Annotated in this window: 22 protein-coding genes; 21 read left to right on the top strand and 1 reads right to left on the bottom strand. The window is 45.4% G+C overall.

Translation table 11 applies throughout. The features are described 5' to 3' along the window. Positions 1-9 precede the first annotated feature (9 nt). From hisC to ACP7FG_RS02045, 9 genes are all read left to right on the top strand, one after another. Positions 10-1113, top strand: coding sequence for a histidinol-phosphate transaminase (gene hisC, locus ACP7FG_RS02085; RefSeq protein WP_439225368.1), 1104 nt, complete (start codon positions 10-12; stop codon positions 1111-1113). After that, positions 1106-2395 carry a 3-phosphoshikimate 1-carboxyvinyltransferase gene (aroA, locus tag ACP7FG_RS02080; protein WP_439225367.1) on the top strand — a complete coding sequence of 430 codons (1290 nt, stop codon included), beginning with the start codon at positions 1106-1108 and terminating at the stop codon, positions 2393-2395. Before hisC ends, aroA begins: the two co-directional genes overlap by 8 nt. Before the next feature lie 97 nt (positions 2396-2492). Continuing rightward, positions 2493-3185 carry a (d)CMP kinase gene (cmk, locus tag ACP7FG_RS02075; RefSeq protein WP_054488516.1) on the top strand — a complete coding sequence of 231 codons (693 nt, stop codon included), beginning with the start codon at positions 2493-2495 and terminating at the stop codon, positions 3183-3185. A gap of 114 nt (positions 3186-3299) precedes the next feature. Continuing rightward, complete coding sequence (gene rpsA, locus ACP7FG_RS02070) at positions 3300-4979, top strand: 30S ribosomal protein S1 (protein ID WP_054487632.1); 1680 nt, start codon at positions 3300-3302, stop codon at positions 4977-4979. A gap of 37 nt (positions 4980-5016) precedes the next feature. Then, the gene (locus ACP7FG_RS02065) at positions 5017-5298 is read left to right on the top strand and encodes an integration host factor subunit beta (RefSeq protein WP_054487634.1); all 282 of its coding nucleotides are present in this window, start codon (positions 5017-5019) and stop codon (positions 5296-5298) included. Positions 5299-5372: 74 nt separating this feature from the next. Then, positions 5373-5633, top strand: a complete 261-nt coding sequence (locus tag ACP7FG_RS02060) for a lipopolysaccharide assembly protein LapA domain-containing protein (RefSeq protein WP_054487637.1) — start codon at positions 5373-5375, stop codon at positions 5631-5633. Between the two features lie 6 nt (positions 5634-5639). Further along, on the top strand, positions 5640-6797 hold the full coding sequence (gene lapB / locus ACP7FG_RS02055; RefSeq protein WP_439225366.1) for a lipopolysaccharide assembly protein LapB: 1158 nt from the start codon (positions 5640-5642) through the stop codon (positions 6795-6797). 3 nt (positions 6798-6800) lie between these two features. Next, positions 6801-7496: an orotidine-5'-phosphate decarboxylase gene (pyrF, locus tag ACP7FG_RS02050; RefSeq protein WP_439225365.1), complete on the top strand. Its 696-nt coding sequence runs from the start codon at positions 6801-6803 to the stop codon at positions 7494-7496. Positions 7497-7604: 108 nt separating this feature from the next. Next, positions 7605-7925 carry a ComEA family DNA-binding protein gene (locus ACP7FG_RS02045; RefSeq protein WP_439225364.1) on the top strand — a complete coding sequence of 107 codons (321 nt, stop codon included), beginning with the start codon at positions 7605-7607 and terminating at the stop codon, positions 7923-7925. A gap of 72 nt (positions 7926-7997) precedes the next feature. On the opposite strand, the gene rne is transcribed toward ACP7FG_RS02045, so the two are convergent. Beyond that, positions 7998-10895, bottom strand: a complete 2898-nt coding sequence (gene rne / locus ACP7FG_RS02040) for a ribonuclease E (RefSeq protein WP_439225363.1) — start codon at positions 10893-10895, stop codon at positions 7998-8000. A 452-nt stretch (positions 10896-11347) separates the two neighbouring features. Here rne and rluC point away from each other — a divergent pair, with 452 nt between their 5' ends. The 12 genes from rluC (at position 11348) to mltG (ending at position 20231) form a co-directional block, all read left to right on the top strand. Beyond that, on the top strand, positions 11348-12295 hold the full coding sequence (gene rluC, locus ACP7FG_RS02035) for a 23S rRNA pseudouridine(955/2504/2580) synthase RluC (protein ID WP_439225362.1): 948 nt from the start codon (positions 11348-11350) through the stop codon (positions 12293-12295). A 15-nt stretch (positions 12296-12310) separates the two neighbouring features. Further along, entirely contained in the window at positions 12311-12973 is a 663-nt protein-coding gene (locus ACP7FG_RS02030; protein WP_439225361.1) for an HAD-IA family hydrolase, read from the top strand. Further along, complete coding sequence (locus ACP7FG_RS02025; RefSeq protein WP_439225360.1) at positions 12970-13566, top strand: Maf family protein; 597 nt, start codon at positions 12970-12972, stop codon at positions 13564-13566. The genes ACP7FG_RS02030 and ACP7FG_RS02025 overlap by 4 nt, the downstream gene beginning before the upstream one ends. 51 nt (positions 13567-13617) lie before the next feature. Next, positions 13618-14145, top strand: a complete 528-nt coding sequence (gene yceD, locus ACP7FG_RS02020) for a 23S rRNA accumulation protein YceD (protein WP_439225359.1) — start codon at positions 13618-13620, stop codon at positions 14143-14145. A 16-nt stretch (positions 14146-14161) separates the two neighbouring features. Continuing rightward, positions 14162-14332, top strand: a complete 171-nt coding sequence (gene rpmF, locus ACP7FG_RS02015; RefSeq protein ID WP_011234590.1) for a 50S ribosomal protein L32 — start codon at positions 14162-14164, stop codon at positions 14330-14332. A gap of 8 nt (positions 14333-14340) precedes the next feature. Further along, positions 14341-15366 carry a phosphate acyltransferase PlsX gene (gene plsX, locus ACP7FG_RS02010; protein WP_439225358.1) on the top strand — a complete coding sequence of 342 codons (1026 nt, stop codon included), beginning with the start codon at positions 14341-14343 and terminating at the stop codon, positions 15364-15366. A 16-nt stretch (positions 15367-15382) separates the two neighbouring features. After that, on the top strand, positions 15383-16345 hold the full coding sequence (locus tag ACP7FG_RS02005; protein WP_439225357.1) for a beta-ketoacyl-ACP synthase III: 963 nt from the start codon (positions 15383-15385) through the stop codon (positions 16343-16345). A gap of 10 nt (positions 16346-16355) precedes the next feature. Then, entirely contained in the window at positions 16356-17276 is a 921-nt protein-coding gene (gene fabD / locus ACP7FG_RS02000) for an ACP S-malonyltransferase (RefSeq protein WP_439225356.1), read from the top strand. A gap of 16 nt (positions 17277-17292) precedes the next feature. Further along, complete coding sequence (gene fabG / locus ACP7FG_RS01995; RefSeq protein ID WP_224797470.1) at positions 17293-18030, top strand: 3-oxoacyl-ACP reductase FabG; 738 nt, start codon at positions 17293-17295, stop codon at positions 18028-18030. A gap of 117 nt (positions 18031-18147) precedes the next feature. Then, positions 18148-18387 (top strand): acyl carrier protein, encoded by a 240-nt coding sequence (gene acpP / locus ACP7FG_RS01990; RefSeq protein WP_011234585.1) that lies wholly within the window; start codon positions 18148-18150, stop codon positions 18385-18387. 54 nt (positions 18388-18441) lie between these two features. Further along, positions 18442-19227 (top strand): aminodeoxychorismate lyase, encoded by a 786-nt coding sequence (gene pabC / locus ACP7FG_RS01985; protein ID WP_439225355.1) that lies wholly within the window; start codon positions 18442-18444, stop codon positions 19225-19227. Next, entirely contained in the window at positions 19224-20231 is a 1008-nt protein-coding gene (gene mltG, locus ACP7FG_RS01980; RefSeq protein ID WP_439225354.1) for an endolytic transglycosylase MltG, read from the top strand. Before pabC ends, mltG begins: the two co-directional genes overlap by 4 nt. The last annotated feature ends 2 nt before the right edge of the window (positions 20232-20233 follow it).

Here is a 20233-nt window from a genome sequence, read left to right as displayed (position 1 = left end):
TGAATCGCTATGGCAGAAGTCAACGCATTAGAACTGGTTAATCCCGGAGTTAAACAATTACGTCCGTATCAGGCGGGCAAGCCAACATCCGAATTGCAGCGTGAGTTAGGTTTAAAACACGTGGTTAAGCTGGCTTCAAATGAAAACCCATTGGGCTTGAGTGAAAAGGTCAAAACGGCTCTGGAGGCTGAGTTAACCGATTTAGTGCGTTACCCCGATGCTAACGGTTATTACCTTAAAAGTCGTCTGGCAGAACTCAACGAGGTCGGTACGCAACAAATAACTTTGGGTAACGGCTCTAACGATGTTTTAGAGATTTTAGCTCGGACCTTTGTGTCAGATAAAGACGAAGTTATTTTCTCTCAGCATGCGTTTGTGGTGTATCCGTTAGTTACTCAGGCTATTGGTGCTAAACCTGTTGCCGTTCCTGCGGTAGATTATGGCCATGATCTTGATGGTATGGCTAAAGCCGTTACCGATAAAACCAAGATGATTTTTATTGCTAACCCCAATAATCCAACGGGTACATTTTTATCGACTTTTGCACTGAAAAGCTTCATGGATAAAATACCGCAAAATATTATCGTGGTTCTTGATGAAGCTTATTACGAGTATGTGCCAGAAGAAGAGCGGGCGCCATCGGTTGAGTGGATAAAAGATTACCCTAACCTAGTGGTTAGCCGAACCTTTTCTAAAGCCTATGGGTTAGCCGGTTTACGCGCAGGTTATGCCGTAAGTCATGAGAGCGTAGCCGATGTTCTTAACCGTATTCGCCAGCCATTCAACATGAATTCGCTGTCACTTAAAGCGGCGGAAGTGGTACTGGATGATCATGCCTATTTGCAAAAAGCCGTTGAGTTAAACGCACAGGGCATGAAGCAGCTAACTGAGTTTTGTGAAGAATTAGGCCTTAACTACATTCCTTCTTATGGTAACTTTTTGACCATAGAAGTCGGGCCCGATGCCGAGAAGCTCTATGACGAACTTCTGCATGAGGGCGTTATTGTACGTCCTGTTGGTGGCTATGAGTTGCCTAATCATTTACGTGTCAGCATTGGCCTGCCTGAAGAAAACCAGGCTTTTATTAAGGCAATGAAAAAGCTGCGTGGCTAATTCTATTCATTTAGAGCCGCGACAGCATTGTCGCGGTACTGTCACTTTACCCGGCTCAAAAAGTATTGCTAACCGGGCACTGCTTATGGCCGCTTTATGCCAGACTCCCGTCACCTTACACAATTTACTGGTCAGTGATGACACCAGTCGTATGCGTGAAGCTTTGCTTGCTCTGGGTGTTAGCTTTAAAGACGATGAACTTACAACTCAGGTTGAGGGTTTAGGTGGTCATTGGCGTCAGGCTTCCTCTGAACTTTATTTAGGTAATGCTGGAACAGCGATGCGACCGCTTATTGCCGTGTTATCAGCGACGGCAAAAGAAGAGCTGGCACCTATGGTTCTGAAGGGCGATGCCCGAATGCATGAACGACCGGTTCAACACTTAGTTGATGCTTTGCAAATGCAGGGAGCGTCAATTGATTACTTGGGCGAGTCGGGCTTTCCACCACTCGCTATTTCACAAGGTTTAGCCCCGGGCAAGTTTGAAATTGATGGCTCAGTATCCAGTCAGTTTATTTCGGCGTTACTTATGGCGCTTCCTCTGTTGCCCGGTGATTCAACCTTAACGCTAAAAGGCGAGGTGGTTTCCCGACCTTATATTAACCTAACTCTGCAAATGCTGGCGGACTTTGGTATTTCCGTAAAAGAGGACTCTCCTCAATGCTATGTCATTGCCGGAAAACAAGTTTATCAGTCGCCCGGAGAGTACTGGGTAGAAGGTGATGCCAGTGCGGCCTCCTACTGGATGGCTGCAGCATTATTAGGGCGAGGTCCGGTTGAGATAATAGGCGTCGGTAAAAACTCGATACAGGGCGATAAACGTTTTGCTGAGGTAATAGAGCAAATGGGAGCCTCTGTGGCTTACCAGGACAACAGCATAACAGTTACCGGAACGGGAATAGTCAAAGGCATCGATCAGGACTTTAACGATATTCCAGATGCGGCAATGACGGTTGCACCATTAGCACTTTTTGCTGATAAACCTACAACCATTCGTAATGTGGCTAATTGGCGCGTTAAAGAAACCGATCGCCTGTACGCTATGGCAACAGAATTGCGCAAACTGGGTGCCCTAGTAGAAGAAGGGCGGGATTACCTCTATATAGAACCGATTAAGAACTGGCAACACGCGTGTATTGATACTTATGATGATCATCGCATGGCAATGTGCTTTTCACTTGCGGCGTTCTCACCTGCCGGCGTTACGATCAATGATCCGGATTGCTGCGCTAAGACCTATCCCAACTATTTCTCTGAGTTTTCACGGCTCTGTCACAGTTAACTCATAGACTTGCTGACTTTGATTAATGCAATTTTTTTACAAATGCGTATAATTGCGCGGCTAAATGCTGCGTAATGCAGAGCAATTAGAGGATTTTATGGCAACTCATATTCCAGTCATTACGATTGACGGGCCGAGTGGGGCAGGAAAAGGAACGATAAGCCGACTACTGGCAGAGAAGCTAGGTTGGCATTTGCTGGACAGCGGCGCGATTTATCGCGTGCTGGCATTAGCGGCTTTGCATCACGATTTTACGCCGGAAGATGAAGAAAGTCTGGTGGCTTTAGCGGCGCACCTAGACGTGAAGTTTGAAGCAGAAGAAGAACGCTCGTTAACGCATATCATTCTTGAAGGTGAGGACGTCACCATGACGATCCGAACTGAACAGGTGGGTAATATGGCCTCTAAAATTGCCGCTCTTCCAAGAGTGCGAGAAGCGCTTCTTCGCCGTCAGCGTGGCTTTAAAGAGCTTCCGGGGTTAGTAGCCGATGGGCGCGATATGGGAACCGTTGTGTTTACCGATGCCGATGCCAAAATCTTTTTGACGGCTTCAGCCGAAGAGCGCGCAAGGCGACGCTTTGAGCAATTGAAGGAAAAAGGTTTTGATGCTAATATTGATCAATTAGTGAACGAAATAAAAGAACGAGATGATCGAGATACGAATCGCTCGGTGGCCCCACTAAAGCCAGCCGAGGATGCGTTATATCTGGATTCCACCGATACGCCGGTAGACGACGTGTTGGAACAAGTATTGATGTTTGCTCATAGCAAACTCTCAAAGGCTAGCTAGGGTCATGTGACCTTAATTAGGCGTCTGTTGTAAGGAAGCAAACAGACTTTTTTAATAACCCCGCTGTATACGGAAGTTCAGTGGACGTCTTATTTATAAGCGAAGTTAATCACTATGTCAGAAAATTTTGCAGAATTATTTGAAGAAAGCCTAAAGGAAGTTGAAACACGCCCGGGCTCCATTGTTAAAGGTACTATCGTTGCCATCGAAAAAGATTTGGTCTTAGTAGACGCGGGTCTTAAATCAGAAAGCGCGATTCCAGCAGAACAGTTCCGTAATGCAGAAGGTGAATTAGAAGTCAGCGTCGGTGACGAAGTTGATGTAGCCCTTGATGCAGTAGAAGACGGCTTTGGTGAAACCATTCTGTCTCGCGAAAAAGCGAAACGTTACGAAGCATGGCTGCAGCTTGAAAAAGCACACGAAGACAATGCAACCGTTATCGGTATTATTTCTGGTAAGGTTAAGGGTGGCTTCACAGTAGACTTAGGCGGCGTTCGCGCATTCTTGCCTGGTTCACTGGTTGATGTACGTCCAGTACGTGAAACAACGCACCTGGAAAACAAAGATTTAGAATTCAAAGTTATCAAGCTTGATCAAAAACGTAACAACGTTGTTGTGTCTCGCCGTGCTGTTATCGAGAAAGAGAACAGTGCAGAGCGTGAAGAGCTGCTTGAAAACTTGCAAGAAGGTCAGGAAGTTCAGGGTATCGTTAAGAACCTGACTGACTACGGCGCATTCGTTGATTTAGGCGGCGTCGATGGCTTATTGCACATTACTGATATGGCTTGGAAACGCGTTAAGCACCCAAGTGAAATCGTAAACGTTGGCGATGAAATCACTGTTAAAGTATTGAAGTTTGATCGTGAGCGCACTCGTGTATCTCTTGGCCTTAAGCAATTAGGCGAAGATCCATGGGCAGATATCGCAAACCGTTACCCAGAAGGTCACCGTTTAACTGGTCGTGTTACGAACTTGACTGATTACGGCTGCTTCGTTGAAATCGAAGAGGGTGTTGAAGGTCTGGTACACGTCTCAGAAATGGACTGGACTAACAAAAACGTTCATCCTTCTAAAGTGGTTAACCTGGACGACACTGTTGAAGTTATGGTTCTGGAAATTGACGAAGAACGTCGTCGTATTTCACTAGGCCTTAAGCAGTGCAAACCTAACCCTTGGGAAGAGTTTGCGAAGAACCACAATAAAGGCGAGCAAGTTACTGGTAAGATCAAGTCAATCACTGACTTCGGTATCTTCATCGGTCTTGACGGCGGTATTGATGGTTTGGTTCACTTGTCAGACATTAGCTGGAACGCTACTGGCGAAGAAGCCGTTCGTGACTACAAAAAAGGTGAAGAAGTTACCGCTGTAGTTATGCAGGTTGATGCTGAACGTGAGCGTATTTCACTAGGTATCAAGCAGCTTGAAGAAGACCCATTCAATAACTACCTGGCAGCCAATAAAAAAGGTGCTATTGTTACAGGTACAGTTACTGAAGTAGACGCTAAAGGCGCTAAAGTTGAATTAGCTGAAAGCGTTGAAGGCTATGTTCGTGCAGCAGACATCTCACGTGAGCGTGTTGAAGATGCAAGCACTGAATTAAGCGTTGGTGATTCTATTGAAGCTCGCTTCATGGGCGTTGATCGCAAAAACCGCACTCTGAGCTTGTCTATCAAAGCGAAAGACGAAGCAGAAGAGAAAGAAGCGGTTGAAAGCGTCAACAAGCAGCAAGAAAGCGGCGGTCTTAACAGCGCAATGGCTGAAGCCTTTAAAGCTGCAAAAACTGACGACGAATAATTTCCTGCACTTACGCAGTTGATTAGAGGAGGTAATGATGACTAAATCAGAGCTGATTGAAAGGTTAACTTTGAAACACGAGTTACCTCCTAAGCAGGTTGAAGCTTCGGTAAAAGAAATTCTTGAACAGATGGTGCAGTCCTTGTCACAAGGCAAGCGCGTAGAAATTCGAGGGTTTGGAAGCTTCTCTCTGCATTATCGGGCTCCTCGTGTAGGTCGTAACCCAAAAACGGGTGAAGCCGTTGAATTAGACGGTAAGTATGTACCGCATTTTAAGGCGGGCAAAGAGCTTCGCGAGAGGGTCGATACGTTAAGTTAGTTTTTAAGCTCGATTGATAAAAACGGCATGCTATACTGGCATGCCGTTTTTTTATAACTAACAGGTAAGCGATTATGCTGAAGAAGCTGCTTATTCTCATTCCTGTATTACTCATATTTCTTTTAGCAATGGCTTTTGGTGCCCAGAACCCACAAACTGTTATTGTGAATTTGTTGGTACTGCAAACTGAAATGGCTGTTGCATCATTACTGGCTATCTTTTTTGGTAGCGGGTTTGTTGTTGGTATTCTCCTACTTTTCCTGTCGAGTCTGTCCTGGCGTTATCGTTACAATCGCCTGCTTAGACGCGTCAATAAATTGGATAAAGAGAGTTAATAGCTCATGCTAGAGCTTCTTTTCCTACTTCTACCAATTGCTGCTGCCTATGGCTGGTTCATGGGTCGTAACAGTGTTCGCACAGAAGAGCGGAAAGAGCAAAAACGATTTTCTAAACAGTACGCCACTGGTATCAACCTTTTATTATCAGACCAGCCAGACAAAGCTGTAGACTTATTTGTTGAGCTATTAGATGTTGATAGCGAAACCATTGAAACGCACTGGACTTTAGGGAAGCTATTCCGTCGCCGGGGCGAAGTAGACCGGGCAATAAAAATTCATAAAAATCTGACATCACTTCCTAATTTATCCGAGCACGACCGTTTAACAGCTATGTATGAGTTAGGAAAAGATTACCTTTCTGCCGGAATTTACGATCGCGCTGAACAGATGTTTGCGGGTTTGCAAAGTTACAAACTGTTTCGGGAAAAGAGCCAAAAGCACCTTCTGGAGCTGTACGAATCTACCCATGAGTGGGATAAAGCCATAAAGATTGCCTTACGGCTGTCTAAGCAAGACCCGGAGGCTCGAGTGGTTCTGGCGCAACTTTATTGCGAACTTGCTGAATTAGATGACAATACCACCAGTAAAATAAAGCATTACAATAAAGCATTAAAACATGATGATAACTGTGTTCGCGCCGTACTTTCCCTTGGTAAAATCTATATGAATGAAGGGCGGTATAGTGAGTCTATTAATTATCTGACCCGGGTATTTGAACAAGATAAGTCGTTTGTTTGCGAAACCATACCGTTGCTAGAAGAAGCTTTTGAAAAGACTTCTGATACTCATACGTTTATCGAATTTCTCCATACTTGTGTCGAGCAAAACGCCGGAATAACGGCAGCAATTACACTGGCCGAAAAAATTTGCGAATCTCAAAGCATTGAAGATGCCGAGCACTTTATGACTCAGGTGTTAGAGCAGCATCCAACGATGCGAGGGTTCCATTATTTAATGGGGCTTCACATCCGGGCCGCTGATGTTGGTAATGCCCGTGACAGTCTTCGTAGACTGCAGAAAATGGTGCACGAACACATAGTGCAGAGGCCAAATTATAAGTGCCGTCATTGCGGTTTCTCAGGGCATACTTTGTATTGGCGTTGTCCTTCCTGTAAGAGTTGGTCAACAACAAAACCTATTTTTGGACTAGATGGTGAATAAGACATGGCATTGCCGAAAATATATGTAGCTTTAGATTGCCAGACACAAGAAGAAGCTGACCAGTTAGTCAGCAGGCTTCCTTCCGGGCAAGTTGGACTTAAAGTTGGAAAAGAGTTGTTTACCTCTATTGGCCCTGAATGGGTGCGCAAGCAAGTAGAACAAGGTTTTTCCATCTTTCTGGATTTAAAATTTCACGATATTCCCAATACAGTTGCTAAAGCTGTCACTTCGGCGGCTAAAATTGGTGTTGATATTGTCAATGTCCACGCCAGTGGCGGAAGTGACATGATGAAAGCGGCTAAAGATGCTCTCGAGCCTTTTGATAACCCACCATTGCTAATTGCTGTAACGGTGCTGACCAGTATGAGTGATGCAGATCTTGCTGATATTGGTATTCAGGTAACGGCAGAACAACAGGTACTCAATTTAGCTAAGTTGACGCAGAAATCAGGCTTAGACGGTGTGGTATGCTCTGCACAAGAAGCGCGCATGCTTAAAGACGCACTGGGTGAATCATTTAAACTGGTTACGCCGGGGATAAGACCTGCCAATAGTGCAACGGACGATCAGAAGCGAGTAATGACCCCTAAGGAAGCTATGCTTGCAGGTGTTGACTATATGGTTATCGGGCGTCCTATCACGCGCTCAGAAAACCCTGAAGAGACCGTTGCAGAAATTCTGGCTTCCATAGGAGAGTAACCTACTTAACGCCTGGTAATGTCGTAATCTCGCCAGATGGTAAAAAAGTTCGGCTATAGTATCTCTACTGCAGTGACGCAGTGATTTTATCGAAAGGGAATAGATACTATGAAGCTAAAATTATTATCCATACTATTAGGAACATCACTCTTTTGGGTTTGCGGTGCACAAGCGGGCCCAATGCCGGTTACAGCAACAGCATCACCAGTAGTGCAAGATACCAACGTAAAAACTGTCAACATTAATACCGGCTCTGCTCAGGAAATTTCCGACGTTCTGGTTGGTGTCGGCGTGAAACGAGCCGAGCAAATTATCGAGTTACGTGAGCAATTAGGTGGCTTTACAGAAGTTGAGCAACTACTTGATGTGAAAGGTATAGGCGCAAAAACCTTAGAAAAAAACCGCGCATTCATTACTATTAAGCAGTAAGAAGTCAAACTCCAGAGATAAAAAAAGGTCGGTAGCGTATAACTACCGACCTTTTTTGTTGCTTAAATACCCTTAGTCACATTTCGCCATTTCAGCATAAGAACTGGAGCGAGCCTGAGAAATACTCGCTACACGACTGTCCTTAGTAAACTCCTGGCGACTGGTCGCTTGTGCAATAGGTAGCGCTTTGAAATCTTCAGTGCGCTCTACTGCCGTAGCTTTAGTCATGGCCGAAAAGGATGAGCCGCTCAAAGAACGGTTTGGTATAACGGCCTCGGCCTTACCTTGTTGCTTGCGTTTTTGACCCGCAGCACGCTGGTGGCGAGGAGAACGGCGAGAGCGATCCCGACCTTTCTTTTCTTCGTTTGCTTTGGGCTCAGTGCCTTCTTTTGCTGGCTCTTCTTCTACGGCCTTGGCCTTTGGCGCTTCATGAGACGCTTCAGGTTCAGCTGCATCAGCATGCTCTGCTGGTGTAGGTGCTTCAGCTTTCTCAACAGCCGTTTCAGCTTTATCTTCAGGCTGAGGCGCATTATCGGAAACAGCTTCTTTTGCCTTTTCTTCTTGCTCCACGCTTTCCTGCTTAGCTTTTTCTACCGGAGGAGCTGTTGGCTGCTCTTCATGCTTTTCGTCATCAGCTGTTTTAGACTGAGCCTGATTTTGTACGAGTTCAGCAGCTGCCTGAATGCGTGGATCAAGCACCTTATCAGAAATGGCTTTGTTTTCAGCTTTACCGGAGCTACTTTGCTGTGCCGGCTTTTCTTTTGCCGCTGTTTGCTTTTGAGAGCTATTGTCGGTACTGACCTGCTCAGTACTTTGTTCCTCTTGCTTAGCTTCTTTTGCTTTTACTGTATCGCCGGCAGATGAAACTCTAACCGACTTTTCAATAGGTTTACGCTGACGGCGAGGCTTATCCTGAGGAGCTTTTGGCTCTTTGGCTTTTTCTGGCTCAGCCGCAGTACTCGCTTGATCGTTCTTAGCCGCTTCAGTTTTTGGTGTCTGGTTTGCTTTATTACTGCGTCCACGACGTCTGCGGTCATTCCGGTTACGTGTGTTGCGAGTGCCCGCATCATCACGTGAATCGGTCGACTTATCTTCAGCTGTAGAAGCCGCTTCTTTGCTAGGCTCATCCTTGTTAGCTGTAGACTGGTTGCGACCCCGTTGCTGACGGTTACCAGAACGACGGTTACGGCCTCGACGTTGCTGATTCCGTTGATTTTGCGAAGTTCTTTGTTTGTTTTTATTTGCTTCGGCCTGGCTTTCTGTTTCATCGGAACCAAATAAACCTGAGAACCAAGCTTTCAAACGAGTCAGTAATGATGGTTGAGCTGGTTTTTTAGCTTCAACTTTTGGCGCTGGGGTAGGCGCTGCGCTCGGAGCCTGAAGGCCTTTTAATGCTGGCTCCTCAAACTTAGCTTTATCCTGGGTCAGGGTAATAGAAACCGTAGACTCCGTTTGCTCTGGTTTTTGCACCAACTGAAAACTTGCTGATTCAGGAACTTCGTCATCACGAATTCGTAAAACTTCAAAATGCGGTGTTTCCAGGTGATGGTTTGGAATAATGACGATTTTAACGTTATGGCGTTTTTCAATATGGTTAACCGATTGACGCTTTTCGTTTAACAAATACGTGGCTACGTCAACTGGCACCTGTGAATGAACCTGAATGGTATTGTCTTTAATCGCTTCTTCTTCAATCAAACGTAAGATTGAAAGTGCTAAAGAGTCACTTGAACGTATGGTTCCCTGACCGTTACAACGAGGACAAACATTGTTTGCAGACTCACCCAGTGATGGGCGCAGGCGTTGGCGCGACATTTCCATCAAGCCAAACCGTGAAATACGGGCAACCTGAATACGAGCTCTGTCTTGAGACAGACTATCGCGCAGGCGGTTTTCCACATCGCGTTGGTGGCGAGAAGGTGTCATATCAATAAAATCGATTACAACTAAGCCACCTACATCGCGAAGGCGCAGCTGACGCGCAATTTCTTCTGCCGCTTCAAGGTTAGTCTGCAGGGCAGTCTCTTCGATATCTCCGCCTTTAGTGGCGCGAGAGGAGTTAATGTCGATAGAGGTTAAGGCTTCTGTCGGATCGATAACAATTGAACCACCGGACGGAAGGCGAACTTCGCGTTGAAAAGCTGATTCAATTTGGCTTTCAATTTGATAGTGACTGAATAGCGGAACGTCACCTTCATATTGTTTTACTCGTTGCAGAAAGTCCGGACGAATTAATTGTATGTGTGTGCGTACCTGCTCGTATACTTTCGGGCTATCAATAAGCACTTCGCCGATGTCACGGCGTAAGTAGTCCCGCAGAGCACGGAAAATAACATTACTTTCCTGGTGAATAAGGAAAGGGGCAGGGCGTTCATCGGCGGCTTTACTAATAGCTTCCCAATGGTTAAGTAAGACGTTTAAATCCCACTCTAACTCTTCCTTAGATTTCCCTACGCCAGCTGTACGAACAATGAGTCCCATTTCTTTAGGCACATTCAGTTCTGATAAAGCCTCTTTAAGTGCTGAGCGCTCGTCGCCTTCAATGCGACGTGAAATACCGCCTGCGCGAGGGTTATTTGGCATAAGTACCAAATAACTGCCCGCTAAAGAAATAAACGTGGTTAAGGCGGCGCCTTTTTGTCCGCGTTCTTCTTTATCAATTTGAACAATAACTTCCTGACCTTCTTTAACCACGTCTTTGATATTCGGGCGGCCCTGGAAGGTATAACCTTGTGGGAAGTAGGTTTTTGCGATTTCTTTAAGAGGAAGGAAGCCGTGGCGGTCAGCGCCATAATCAACGAAAGCCGCTTCAAGGCTAGGCTCAATACGAGTAATTTTGCCTTTATAGATGTTGGCTTTCTTTTGTTCGTGACCAGGGCTTTCAATATCTAAATCGTAAAGGCGTTGGCCGTCAACCAACGCTACACGCAATTCTTCTAATTGCGTGGCATTTATTAGCATTCTTTTCATTACTGTGACTCAATTCTTTGGGCCACAATATGACACGCCCCTATGGCGATCGTGCAATTATCGAATTCGTCTGTCGCTGCAGGCCCTTTGGGACCTGCGTTACCCGTCATCTACAACGTGTAACTAAAATGAGTTTGACTGTGCCGATAACACCAACTGTTCGGTGTCATATTGTCGCTAAATTTTACGTCTGCAATCGATTATTAAACAAAGCGTGTTCGATGTGCTGTGTTCTTCTCCGTGCCATCAACATCTCGGGCAAGTCTCTTTTTAAACTTTAAAACCGTATGCTGATGTGGATAATGCGTCGCTCTGTTACTTCGACTGCGCGAAATATATTCTTCGTCTGCCATCTTCGATGGACTTTGACACTTAATTATTTCATGAAAACCACTGAAAATACAAGCAACAATTTCTCTGTTGAATCCTGCAGATGATGGTAAAATGGCGTTATGAAAACGATACAACAAGAAGTCCGCTGGTACACCGTCTCTGCAGACGAGTCGGGGCAGCGAATAGACAACTTCCTAATTGCGCAATTACGCGGTGTGCCTAAGTCATTGGTATACCGAATTGTACGTAAAGGTGAAGTGCGCGCTAATAAAAAGCGGATAAAACCTGATTATAAGCTAAAGGAAGGCGATCTTATTCGTATCCCTCCGGTTAAAGTCAGCGAACGCCCGGATTTACCGTCAGCTAATTTAGAGCAGGTAGCGGCGCTTGAACATGCCATTTTGTACGAAGATGACGCACTGATGTTAATTAATAAACCTTCAGGTGTTGCAGTGCATGGTGGTTCGGGCTTGCAGTTCGGTCTAATTGAAGGGCTTAGAGCCTTACGCCCTAAAGAAAAGAGCTTAGAGCTGGTACATAGACTGGACAGAGATACCAGCGGGTTGTTGTTGGTTGCTAAAAAGCGTTCTGTGCTGCGAAACTTGCATGAACAGTTGCGTAACAAAGAAATGAATAAGCAATACCTGGCATTAGTTCGAGGGCAATGGCAAAAGCGGGTTCGTAGTGTTGAAGCCCCGCTAAAAAAGAACACATTAAAGTCCGGTGAACGAATTGTACGCGTTGATGCGGAAGGTAAAGCCTCTTTAACCCGCTTTCGTATCCAGCAAAGGTATAAGGAAGGGACATTAGTAGAAGCTTCTCCTGTTACCGGAAGAACTCACCAAATTAGAGTGCACGCACTGCACGCCGGACATCCTATAGCAAAGGATCCTAAGTACGGTGACGCGGATTTTGATAACACAATGTCCCAAGTTGGCTTAAAACGTTTGTTTTTACACGCCTGGCAATTGCGCTTCCAGCATCCTGTTACGGACAAAGAAGTTGCTTTCGAGGCGCCGCTGGATGACAACTTACAACAAACATTAAAGCAATTAACGCCACAATAATATGGACAGCTTATAATGATGTACGATAAGCGACTTATTGTGTTTGACTGGGACGGCACCTTGATGGACTCGATAGGCCGGATTGTGTCGTCTATGCAAAACACGGCTCAGCATGTCGGCTTGCCTGTTCCAACCGATGTTGCCGTTAGAGATATTATTGGTTTGAGCCTTGAGCCTGCAATTGAAAAGCTGTTTGGTGTGCTTAACCCTGTAGAGTTGGATAGTTTTCTAGTTCAGTATCGTGATGAATATGTCGATTTAAACCCCACACCGTCACCATTATTCAATGATGCAAAAGATGTCCTGTCTCAGTTGACTCATTCGGGCTTTCAGTTGGCCGTTGCAACGGGTAAAGCTCGCAGGGGGCTAAAACGAGTCTGGTCAGAAAGTGAAACCGAGCATTACTTTGCGACTTCCCGTTGTGCAAGTGAGACCTTGGGCAAGCCTGACCCACAAATGCTTTACGAGATAATGGATGAACTAAAAGCTCATCCGGAACAAACGGTGATGGTTGGCGACTCGGTTCATGATATGAAAATGGCGGTGGCAGCAGGTGTGCATCCGGTTGGTGTTAGTTTTGGTGTACATAACGCCGAAAGATTACGGGAGGCGGGCGCTGCTTTGGTTGTAGACTCATTAACAGAGTTAAGTGACAAACTTATAAAGGAGAGACCATGACATTACCGTTAATCCTTGGTTCAGGTTCTAAATACCGCCGTGAAATTTTAGATAAACTGCACTTGAAATACGAGGTTGTTAAGCCAAACATTGATGAGTCTGCAATCACTTCCGAGAGCCCACAACAGTTGGTAGGGCGTTTAGCTGAAACCAAAGCCCGTGCAGTTGAAGAGCTCATGACTCATGAACATGCCGTTATTATTGGTTCTGATCAAGTTGCAGTTTGTGACGGACAGATTCTGGGAAAACCCGGTAATACCGAGAATGCCGTTAAGCAATTATTGGGCTTTGTTGGCAAAACCGTCACTTTTTACACTGGACTGGCAGTACTGAACACGGCCACAGAACAATGTGAAGTGAGAGTAGAGCCTTTTAACGTAGAGTTTCGACACTTAACTGAAACAGAGATTGAGCGCTACGTTGAGCTGGAAAAGCCATTTGACTGTGCCGGGAGCTTTAAAAGTGAAGGCCTGGGCATCAGTTTATTCAACAGCTTAAAAGGGAACGATCCCAACACATTAATCGGGTTACCGGCCATTGCCTTACTGGATATGCTGAGAACTCATAAAATTAACCCTCTAAATAAGGAATAACGACAGATTTTCCTTGTCACTAAGGTGGAACTTCGTTAACATTCGCGCGCTATGCAAAACGTTCGTATTCCCGTAACAGTAGACCCAGTTAAAAGTGCCAACAAGAAAGTGGTATATGACGGGGTTGTGCCTGGAAAAACATTGACACGACTTCAGGAAAGTCTGGTTGAACCATGCCCGGACCCTGAGGCAAGTGTTGAGTTTGGAATTGATGAACAGGGCATTAGTTATTTTACAGGGAAAGCAAAAGTTGCTGTAAAGGTACTTTGTGAACGCTGTAATACGCCCCTGGCAGTTGATATTCTGGCGCAATTTGCGTATGCTCCTGTCACTAAGCGGCAGGTGGCAGATGACTTTCCTGATAGCTATGAAGCTATTGAGGTAAACGATTTTGGGGAAATTAACTTGCATGGGCTTGTTGAAGACGAATTAATTCTGGCTATGCCATTAGCTCCTAAGCACGACGCTAAGGCATGTCAGGTGGATCGTGATGCGATGACGTGGGGCGAAATTGACGAATCAGCTGCTGAAGAGTCTGAGAACCCGTTTGCCGTATTACAAGAATTGAAGCGTAAATAATCAGGAGATAGCGTAAATGGCTGTTCAAAAGAGTAAGAAAAGTCGTTCAAGACGCGACATGCGTCGTTCACACGATGCGATAGACGGCCCAACACTGTCGGTTGACTCAACTACGGGTGAAACGCATCGTCGTCACCACGTAACAGCCGACGGTTATTACAAGGGTCGTAAGGTCGTTAATAAGTAAGACAGGCCATGCCTGAACTGAACATAGCGATTGATGCAATGGGGGGCGATAATGGCCCCTCTATTGTTATAGAAGCCCTGGAAAAAGCGGTTCATCAGTATCCTGATGTTAAATTCACCGTTGTCGGGCACCAGCATGAACTCATCCCGTTGCTTGAAAAGCATCACTTAAACTCCCATCCGGCAGTAAAACTCATTCATGCAGAGCAAATCATCGAAATGGGTGATAAGCCTGGGCAGTCTTTACGCAGCAAACCAGAATCCTCCATGCGCATTGCTCTTAATACACTAACAGAGGGCGATTGTCAGGCTATGGTAAGCGGAGGAAATACCGGCGCGCTGATGACTAACGCCTATTTTACCTTAAAAACCTTGCCCGGAGTGTTACGCCCGGCGTTAATGACAGCACTGCCGAATCAAACTGGTGGTAAATCGTATCTATTGGACTTGGGCGCCAACGCAAGCTGTGACTCAGAAACATTATTTCAATTTGGTGTTATGGGAGCTGTCGCTGCGGAGTATCTTTCTGGAGTGCCTGCCCCTAAAATTAGCCTTCTTAATATGGGCGAAGAGGACATTAAAGGTAACGATGTGGTGCGGAACGCGGCTGCGCGACTCGCACAATGCGACCACGTCAACTATATTGGTTTTATTGAAGGTAATCATTTATTCAGTGGACGTGCGGATGTAGTGGTTTGTGATGGCTTCGTGGGTAATATTGCACTGAAAAGCTGTGAAGGTCTTGCAACTTTTATTATTGAACAGATGCGGGAAACGCTTAACTCACATTGGTTGTACCGATTCTTCTTCCGTTTTCTACAAAAACGAACGCACAAGTCCTGGGATAGGCTGAAGCCCGACCACTACAATGGTGCGAGTCTGATAGGATTGCGGCATGTCGTGATAAAAAGTCACGGTAGCGCTAGCGCCGGCGCTTTCTATAGTGCAATTCAGCAAGCCGTCGCAGAAGCGCATGAACAGCTTCCTGAACGAATTAAACATCGTGTCGAAGCAGTCTTATCAGAACAGCTGTAATCAGTTAAGTAGCGCTATGACTTATTCAAAAATTGTTGGTACCGGGCATTATCTTCCGGAACAACGACTGACCAATGAAGAACTCTCGAAACGCGTTGATACCTCCGATGAATGGATAACCGAACGTACGGGTATCAAGGAACGACGTATTGCGGGAGCTAACGAAACGGCCGCAACAATTGGGTTTGAAGCCGCTAAAGAAGCCTTAGCTGCGGCTCAACTGGATCCACAAGATGTGGATATGATAGTGGTTGCGACCACTTCTGCAGAACACGCGTTTCCAAGTGCTGCATGTGAAATTCAGCGTATGCTGGGTATTACATCCATTCCCGCGTTTGATGTCGGAGCCGCATGCTCCGGTTTTATTTATGCACTTTCTGTTGCCGATCAATTTATTAAAAGTGGTCAACATCGTCGCATACTGGTGATAGGAGCCGACGTTCTTGCCCGGTTGTGTGATCCCGATGATCGCAACACTCTGGTACTTTTTGGTGACGGGGCCGGTGCTGTCATACTTGAACAAAGTGACTCCCCCGGTATTCTATCAACCCACTTGTACAGCGCCGGTGAATACAGCCACTTATTAGGTGCGAAACAAGCCCCCAGAGGTACTGAAGGTAGTGCAGAAAGCGCCTGGATGTATATGAAAGGTAACGAGGTTTTTAAAGTTGCCGTTGCTAAGTTGAGCAGTTTGGTTACCGATACTCTGGCAGAGAATAGATTACAGGCGCAGGACCTGGACTGGCTAATACCTCACCAGGCAAATTTGCGTATCATTAAAGCAACAGCAAAGAAATTACATATGCCGATGGAGCGAGTGGTTATTACTTTGGATAAAACCGGTAATACTTCTGCGGCATCGGTGCCAATAGCACTTGACTGGGCGGTCAAAGACGGACGTATAAAACGCGGCCAAAAATTATTGTTAGAGGCCTTTGGTGGCGGTTTCGCCTGGGGCTCTGCGCTGGTTCAATATTAAGAGGGTAATTATGACTAAAACGGCATTGTTATTTCCGGGACAAGGGTCACAAAGCGTTGGAATGTTAGGCGATTTATCGAACGACTTAGCCTTAATTAAAAAAACATTTTCTGAAGCAAGTTCAGTTTTAGATTACGATCTATGGGAACTGGTTCAACAGGGGCCGGAGAAGAAACTTAATGATACCCAGCGCACACAGCCAGCTTTACTGACCGCTAGCGTTGCTTTATACCGTGTCGCTAAAGAAAAAGGCCTTGCCGATGTGAGCGTTATGGCGGGGCACAGCCTAGGTGAATATTCAGCACTTGTTTGCGCGGGAGCTCTTGTTTTTTCTGATGCGGTTAAATTAGTCGCTTTACGCGGTCAATTTATGCAACAAGCCGTTGCTGAAGGTGAAGGCGCTATGGCTGCAGTAATTGGCCTGGAAGACGCTGACATTGAGAAGATTTGCCTGGAGCAAGCGGCAGGACAGGTGGTCACTCCGGTGAACTATAACTCACCGGGTCAGGTTGTTATAGCAGGGCACGCAGAAGCAGTAGCCCGAGCTGCAGAGGCTTTAAAAGAAGCCGGTGCGAAGCGTGTATTACCATTACCTGTCAGCGTTCCGTCGCATTGTGCTTTAATGCAGCCGGCAGCCAGTCAATTGGGTGAAGCGTTAAAGTCGGTGAAGCTACAGCAACCACATACAGCGGTTATTAATAATGTAGATGTCGCTGTAGCCGATAGCGAAGACGCCATTAAAGATGCATTGGTACGTCAGCTATATTGTCCGGTGCGCTGGACAGAAACTGTGGAACAGATTGCCCAAATGGGTGTCGAAACAGCTTATGAGGTTGGTCCGGGCAAAGTACTTACCGGTCTGAATAAGCGTATTACGAAGTCTTTTGGTTGTAGCGCACTGAATACGTTAGACTCTTTAAACTCACTTTAATTAATAGGTTATTAACGTGCAAAACTTTGAAAATAAAGTCGCATTGATTACCGGCGCAAGCCGCGGAATAGGAAAGGCCATAGCAGAAACTCTGGCCAGTCAGGGCGCCAAAGTTATTGGTACTGCAACATCCGATAAAGGTGCAGCCGCAATTTCAGAATACCTGGGGTCTAATGGTGAAGGTTTAGCGCTGGACGTTACTGACGCGGAAAGCTTGCAGCAGACCATAAAAGATATTGAAAAGAAGTACGGTTCTATTGATATTCTGGTTAATAATGCGGGTATTACTCGTGATAATTTAATGATGAGAATGAAAGATGACGAGTGGGATGCCGTACTAAACACCAATTTGTCAGCGGTATTTAAGGTTTGTAAAGCGGTGGTGCGTGGTATGATGAAACGCCGTAATGGGCGTATTATCAACATCAGTTCAGTTGTTGGTACAACCGGAAACCCCGGACAGGTAAACTACTGTGCAGCTAAAGCTGGCTTGGTTGGTTTTAGCAAAGCTATGGCGAAAGAAGTTGCTGCACGTGGCATCACGGTAAATTGTGTGGCGCCAGGTTTTATTGATACTGACATGACCAAGTCGCTGAATGATGAACAAAAACAAGCTATTTTTGATAATATTCCGGCAGCGCGCTTAGGCGAGCCAAGGGAAATTGCTGCTGCGGTAGCATTTTTAGCATCGGAAGGTGCAGCTTATATCACTGGTGAGACCATTCACGTTAATGGTGGTATGGCTATGGTTTAAGAGGTTAGCGGTACGACCTCTTAACTTTATGCTATTTTTTACTTTATTAATGGGGCTGGTTTCACTACACTACAGCCAATTTTCACTCTCGCGATGACTATTTGAGGGATTTTATAAATGAGTACTATTGAAGAACGCGTAAAGAAAATCATTGTTGAACAGTTAGGTGTTAAAGAAGAAGAAGTTAAGCCTGAAGCGTCATTTGAAAATGACTTAGGTGCCGACTCTTTAGATACTGTTGAACTGGTAATGGCTTTGGAAGAAGAATTTGAAACTGAAATTCCAGACGAAGAAGCTGAAAAAATTAAAACAGTTCAGTCAGCAATCGATTACGTAAATAATCATTCTAACGACTAATTTGTCGTTGAACGTGATATAAAAGGCGGAGCCACTGGTTCCGCCTTTTTTGTTATGACTATACGTAAAATACTACTTAATAATGTGTCTTATCACTGCTCAGAGCTCGACAGAGGTCTGCAATTTGGTGATGGCCACTTCACCACCATGCGCATTGTTAATGGTGCTCCTCTCTTTATTGAACGGCATCTTGAAAGACTTTCAAATACGAACCAACGTCTCTTTATAAACCATTCGAGTTTCGACTCTTTGGCTGAGCGCATAAAAGTTGCATGCTCAGGAGTAGAGAAGGGTGTTTGTAAAGTTATAGTTACCCGGGGTAACGGTGGCAGAGGCTACCGCTTTTCTGATGATTGTATTGCTAACGAATACATTCAGGTAAGTGACGCTCCGCCGACAACCGGCACTGTTCATATGGGAGTTGCGACATTAAGGTTAGCTCAGCAACCCGAGTTAGCTGGCTTGAAAACGTTGAATCGGCTGGAGCAAGTATTATTAACGAGAGAGTGTAGCGCTTCCCGTTATGATGATTTGCTGGTTTGTGACTCAAGCGGATATATTGTAGAGGCGATACAAGGCAATGTATTCTGGTTTAAAGAGGGCCAGTGGTTCACACCTGACCTCAGCGCTGCTGGTATCAACGGTATTATTCGACAACTCATTATTGATGAAAAGTTATTAGCACCTTTAAACATTGGTTGTTACCCATTAAATGAACTTGCCGGAGCTGAAAAAATAATCGTTACCAATAGCGTTAGAGGCGCTGTCGCCGTCACTCAGTTTAATGATAAAGTAGTGGCCAATGATGAATTACCCTCAGTATTAGAACAGCTTATATGAAAAAAATACGTTTTACTTTTTTGTTCGTTATTGCCGCGTTAGCTATTTCAGCTGTTCTTGTTTTTGTTTCCGGGCGTTGGTATTTATCGCAGCCTATTCAAGGTGAGTCTGCAACTCCTTTGTTGCTCGACTTCAGAGGCGGAGAAAGTGCCAGAACGGTAACTGCCAAAGTAACTGAACACTTCCAGGGTGGGCATCCGCTAGTCAGTTATCGTATTAGTCAGGTTTTCGCAGATATTGATCACCTGCAGGCAGGACTGTATGAAATAGACGGACAGCAAAGCTGGTTTGATATTTGGAAAATGCTTAGCCAGGGCAGAGAAAAGACATTTACCGTCACTCTGGTAGAAGGCTTAACTTTTAATCAGTGGTTGGCTCAATTAAAAGAGCAGCCTTATTTGGTCAGTAAATCTTCTGATCTAAATGATTCAGAACTCAAACAAACCTTAGGTATTAAAGAGCCCGCTATTGAGGGTGTACTGTTGCCCGAAACCTACAGCTACAGAGCGTACACCACAGACATTTCAATATTAAAACAAGCTTACCTTTCTATGCAGAGTGCATTATCAGAAGCCTGGGAGCAGCGGTCAGACAGGTGTCCTGTAGACTCACCGTACGAATTACTGATATTGGCCTCAATTATTGAAAAAGAAACGGGACTGGCTGACGAACGTCCTTTGGTTGCAAGTGTTTTTGCTAACCGTCTGGAAGTTGGTATGCGGTTACAATCTGATCCCACGACAATTTATGGTATTGAAGATTTTGACGGTAACCTGACGCGAGCTCACTTGCGCGAGAAAACCGCTTATAATACCTATCGAATTAACGGGTTGCCGCCAACACCAATTGCGATGCCGGGAAAAGCATCCATTGAAGCCGCGGCTAACCCGGTGCGATCACCTTACTATTATTTTGTGGCGGATAAGTCGGGTGGACATGTTTTCTCAGAAACACTGGAAGAACACCAGCAGGCTGTTCGCCGTTATCAACTGAATCAAGAGTAATT

Source organism: Idiomarina sp. ST10R2A5, assembly GCF_051842325.1.
In the GTDB taxonomy this organism is placed as follows: domain Bacteria; phylum Pseudomonadota; class Gammaproteobacteria; order Enterobacterales; family Alteromonadaceae; genus Idiomarina; species Idiomarina abyssalis.
Note: the sequence above shows the minus strand (reverse complement) of the source record. Positions and strands in the feature narration are given on the sequence as shown.

Bases quoted from the DNA above. Each gene is read 5' to 3' on its own strand.
- hisC (WP_439225368.1), top strand. From the start codon at position 10: ATGGCAGAAGTCAACGCATTAGAACTGGTTAATCCCGGAGTTAAACAA.
- cmk (WP_054488516.1), top strand. From the start codon at position 2,493: ATGGCAACTCATATTCCAGTCATTACGATTGACGGGCCGAGTGGGGCA.
- rluC (WP_439225362.1), top strand. From the start codon at position 11,348: ATGAAAACGATACAACAAGAAGTCCGCTGGTACACCGTCTCTGCAGAC.
- fabD (WP_439225356.1), top strand. From the start codon at position 16,356: ATGACTAAAACGGCATTGTTATTTCCGGGACAAGGGTCACAAAGCGTT.
- ACP7FG_RS02060 (WP_054487637.1), top strand. From the start codon at position 5,373: ATGCTGAAGAAGCTGCTTATTCTCATTCCTGTATTACTCATATTTCTT.
- mltG (WP_439225354.1), top strand. From the start codon at position 19,224: ATGAAAAAAATACGTTTTACTTTTTTGTTCGTTATTGCCGCGTTAGCT.
- rpsA (WP_054487632.1), top strand. From the start codon at position 3,300: ATGTCAGAAAATTTTGCAGAATTATTTGAAGAAAGCCTAAAGGAAGTT.
- pabC (WP_439225355.1), top strand. From the start codon at position 18,442: ATGACTATACGTAAAATACTACTTAATAATGTGTCTTATCACTGCTCA.
- rne (WP_439225363.1), bottom strand. From the start codon at position 10,895: ATGAAAAGAATGCTAATAAATGCCACGCAATTAGAAGAATTGCGTGTA.
- ACP7FG_RS02025 (WP_439225360.1), top strand. From the start codon at position 12,970: ATGACATTACCGTTAATCCTTGGTTCAGGTTCTAAATACCGCCGTGAA.
- ACP7FG_RS02065 (WP_054487634.1), top strand. From the start codon at position 5,017: ATGACTAAATCAGAGCTGATTGAAAGGTTAACTTTGAAACACGAGTTA.
- ACP7FG_RS02030 (WP_439225361.1), top strand. From the start codon at position 12,311: ATGATGTACGATAAGCGACTTATTGTGTTTGACTGGGACGGCACCTTG.
- lapB (WP_439225366.1), top strand. From the start codon at position 5,640: ATGCTAGAGCTTCTTTTCCTACTTCTACCAATTGCTGCTGCCTATGGC.
- plsX (WP_439225358.1), top strand. From the start codon at position 14,341: ATGCCTGAACTGAACATAGCGATTGATGCAATGGGGGGCGATAATGGC.
- rpmF (WP_011234590.1), top strand. From the start codon at position 14,162: ATGGCTGTTCAAAAGAGTAAGAAAAGTCGTTCAAGACGCGACATGCGT.
- yceD (WP_439225359.1), top strand. From the start codon at position 13,618: ATGCAAAACGTTCGTATTCCCGTAACAGTAGACCCAGTTAAAAGTGCC.
- ACP7FG_RS02045 (WP_439225364.1), top strand. From the start codon at position 7,605: ATGAAGCTAAAATTATTATCCATACTATTAGGAACATCACTCTTTTGG.
- acpP (WP_011234585.1), top strand. From the start codon at position 18,148: ATGAGTACTATTGAAGAACGCGTAAAGAAAATCATTGTTGAACAGTTA.
- pyrF (WP_439225365.1), top strand. From the start codon at position 6,801: ATGGCATTGCCGAAAATATATGTAGCTTTAGATTGCCAGACACAAGAA.
- ACP7FG_RS02005 (WP_439225357.1), top strand. From the start codon at position 15,383: ATGACTTATTCAAAAATTGTTGGTACCGGGCATTATCTTCCGGAACAA.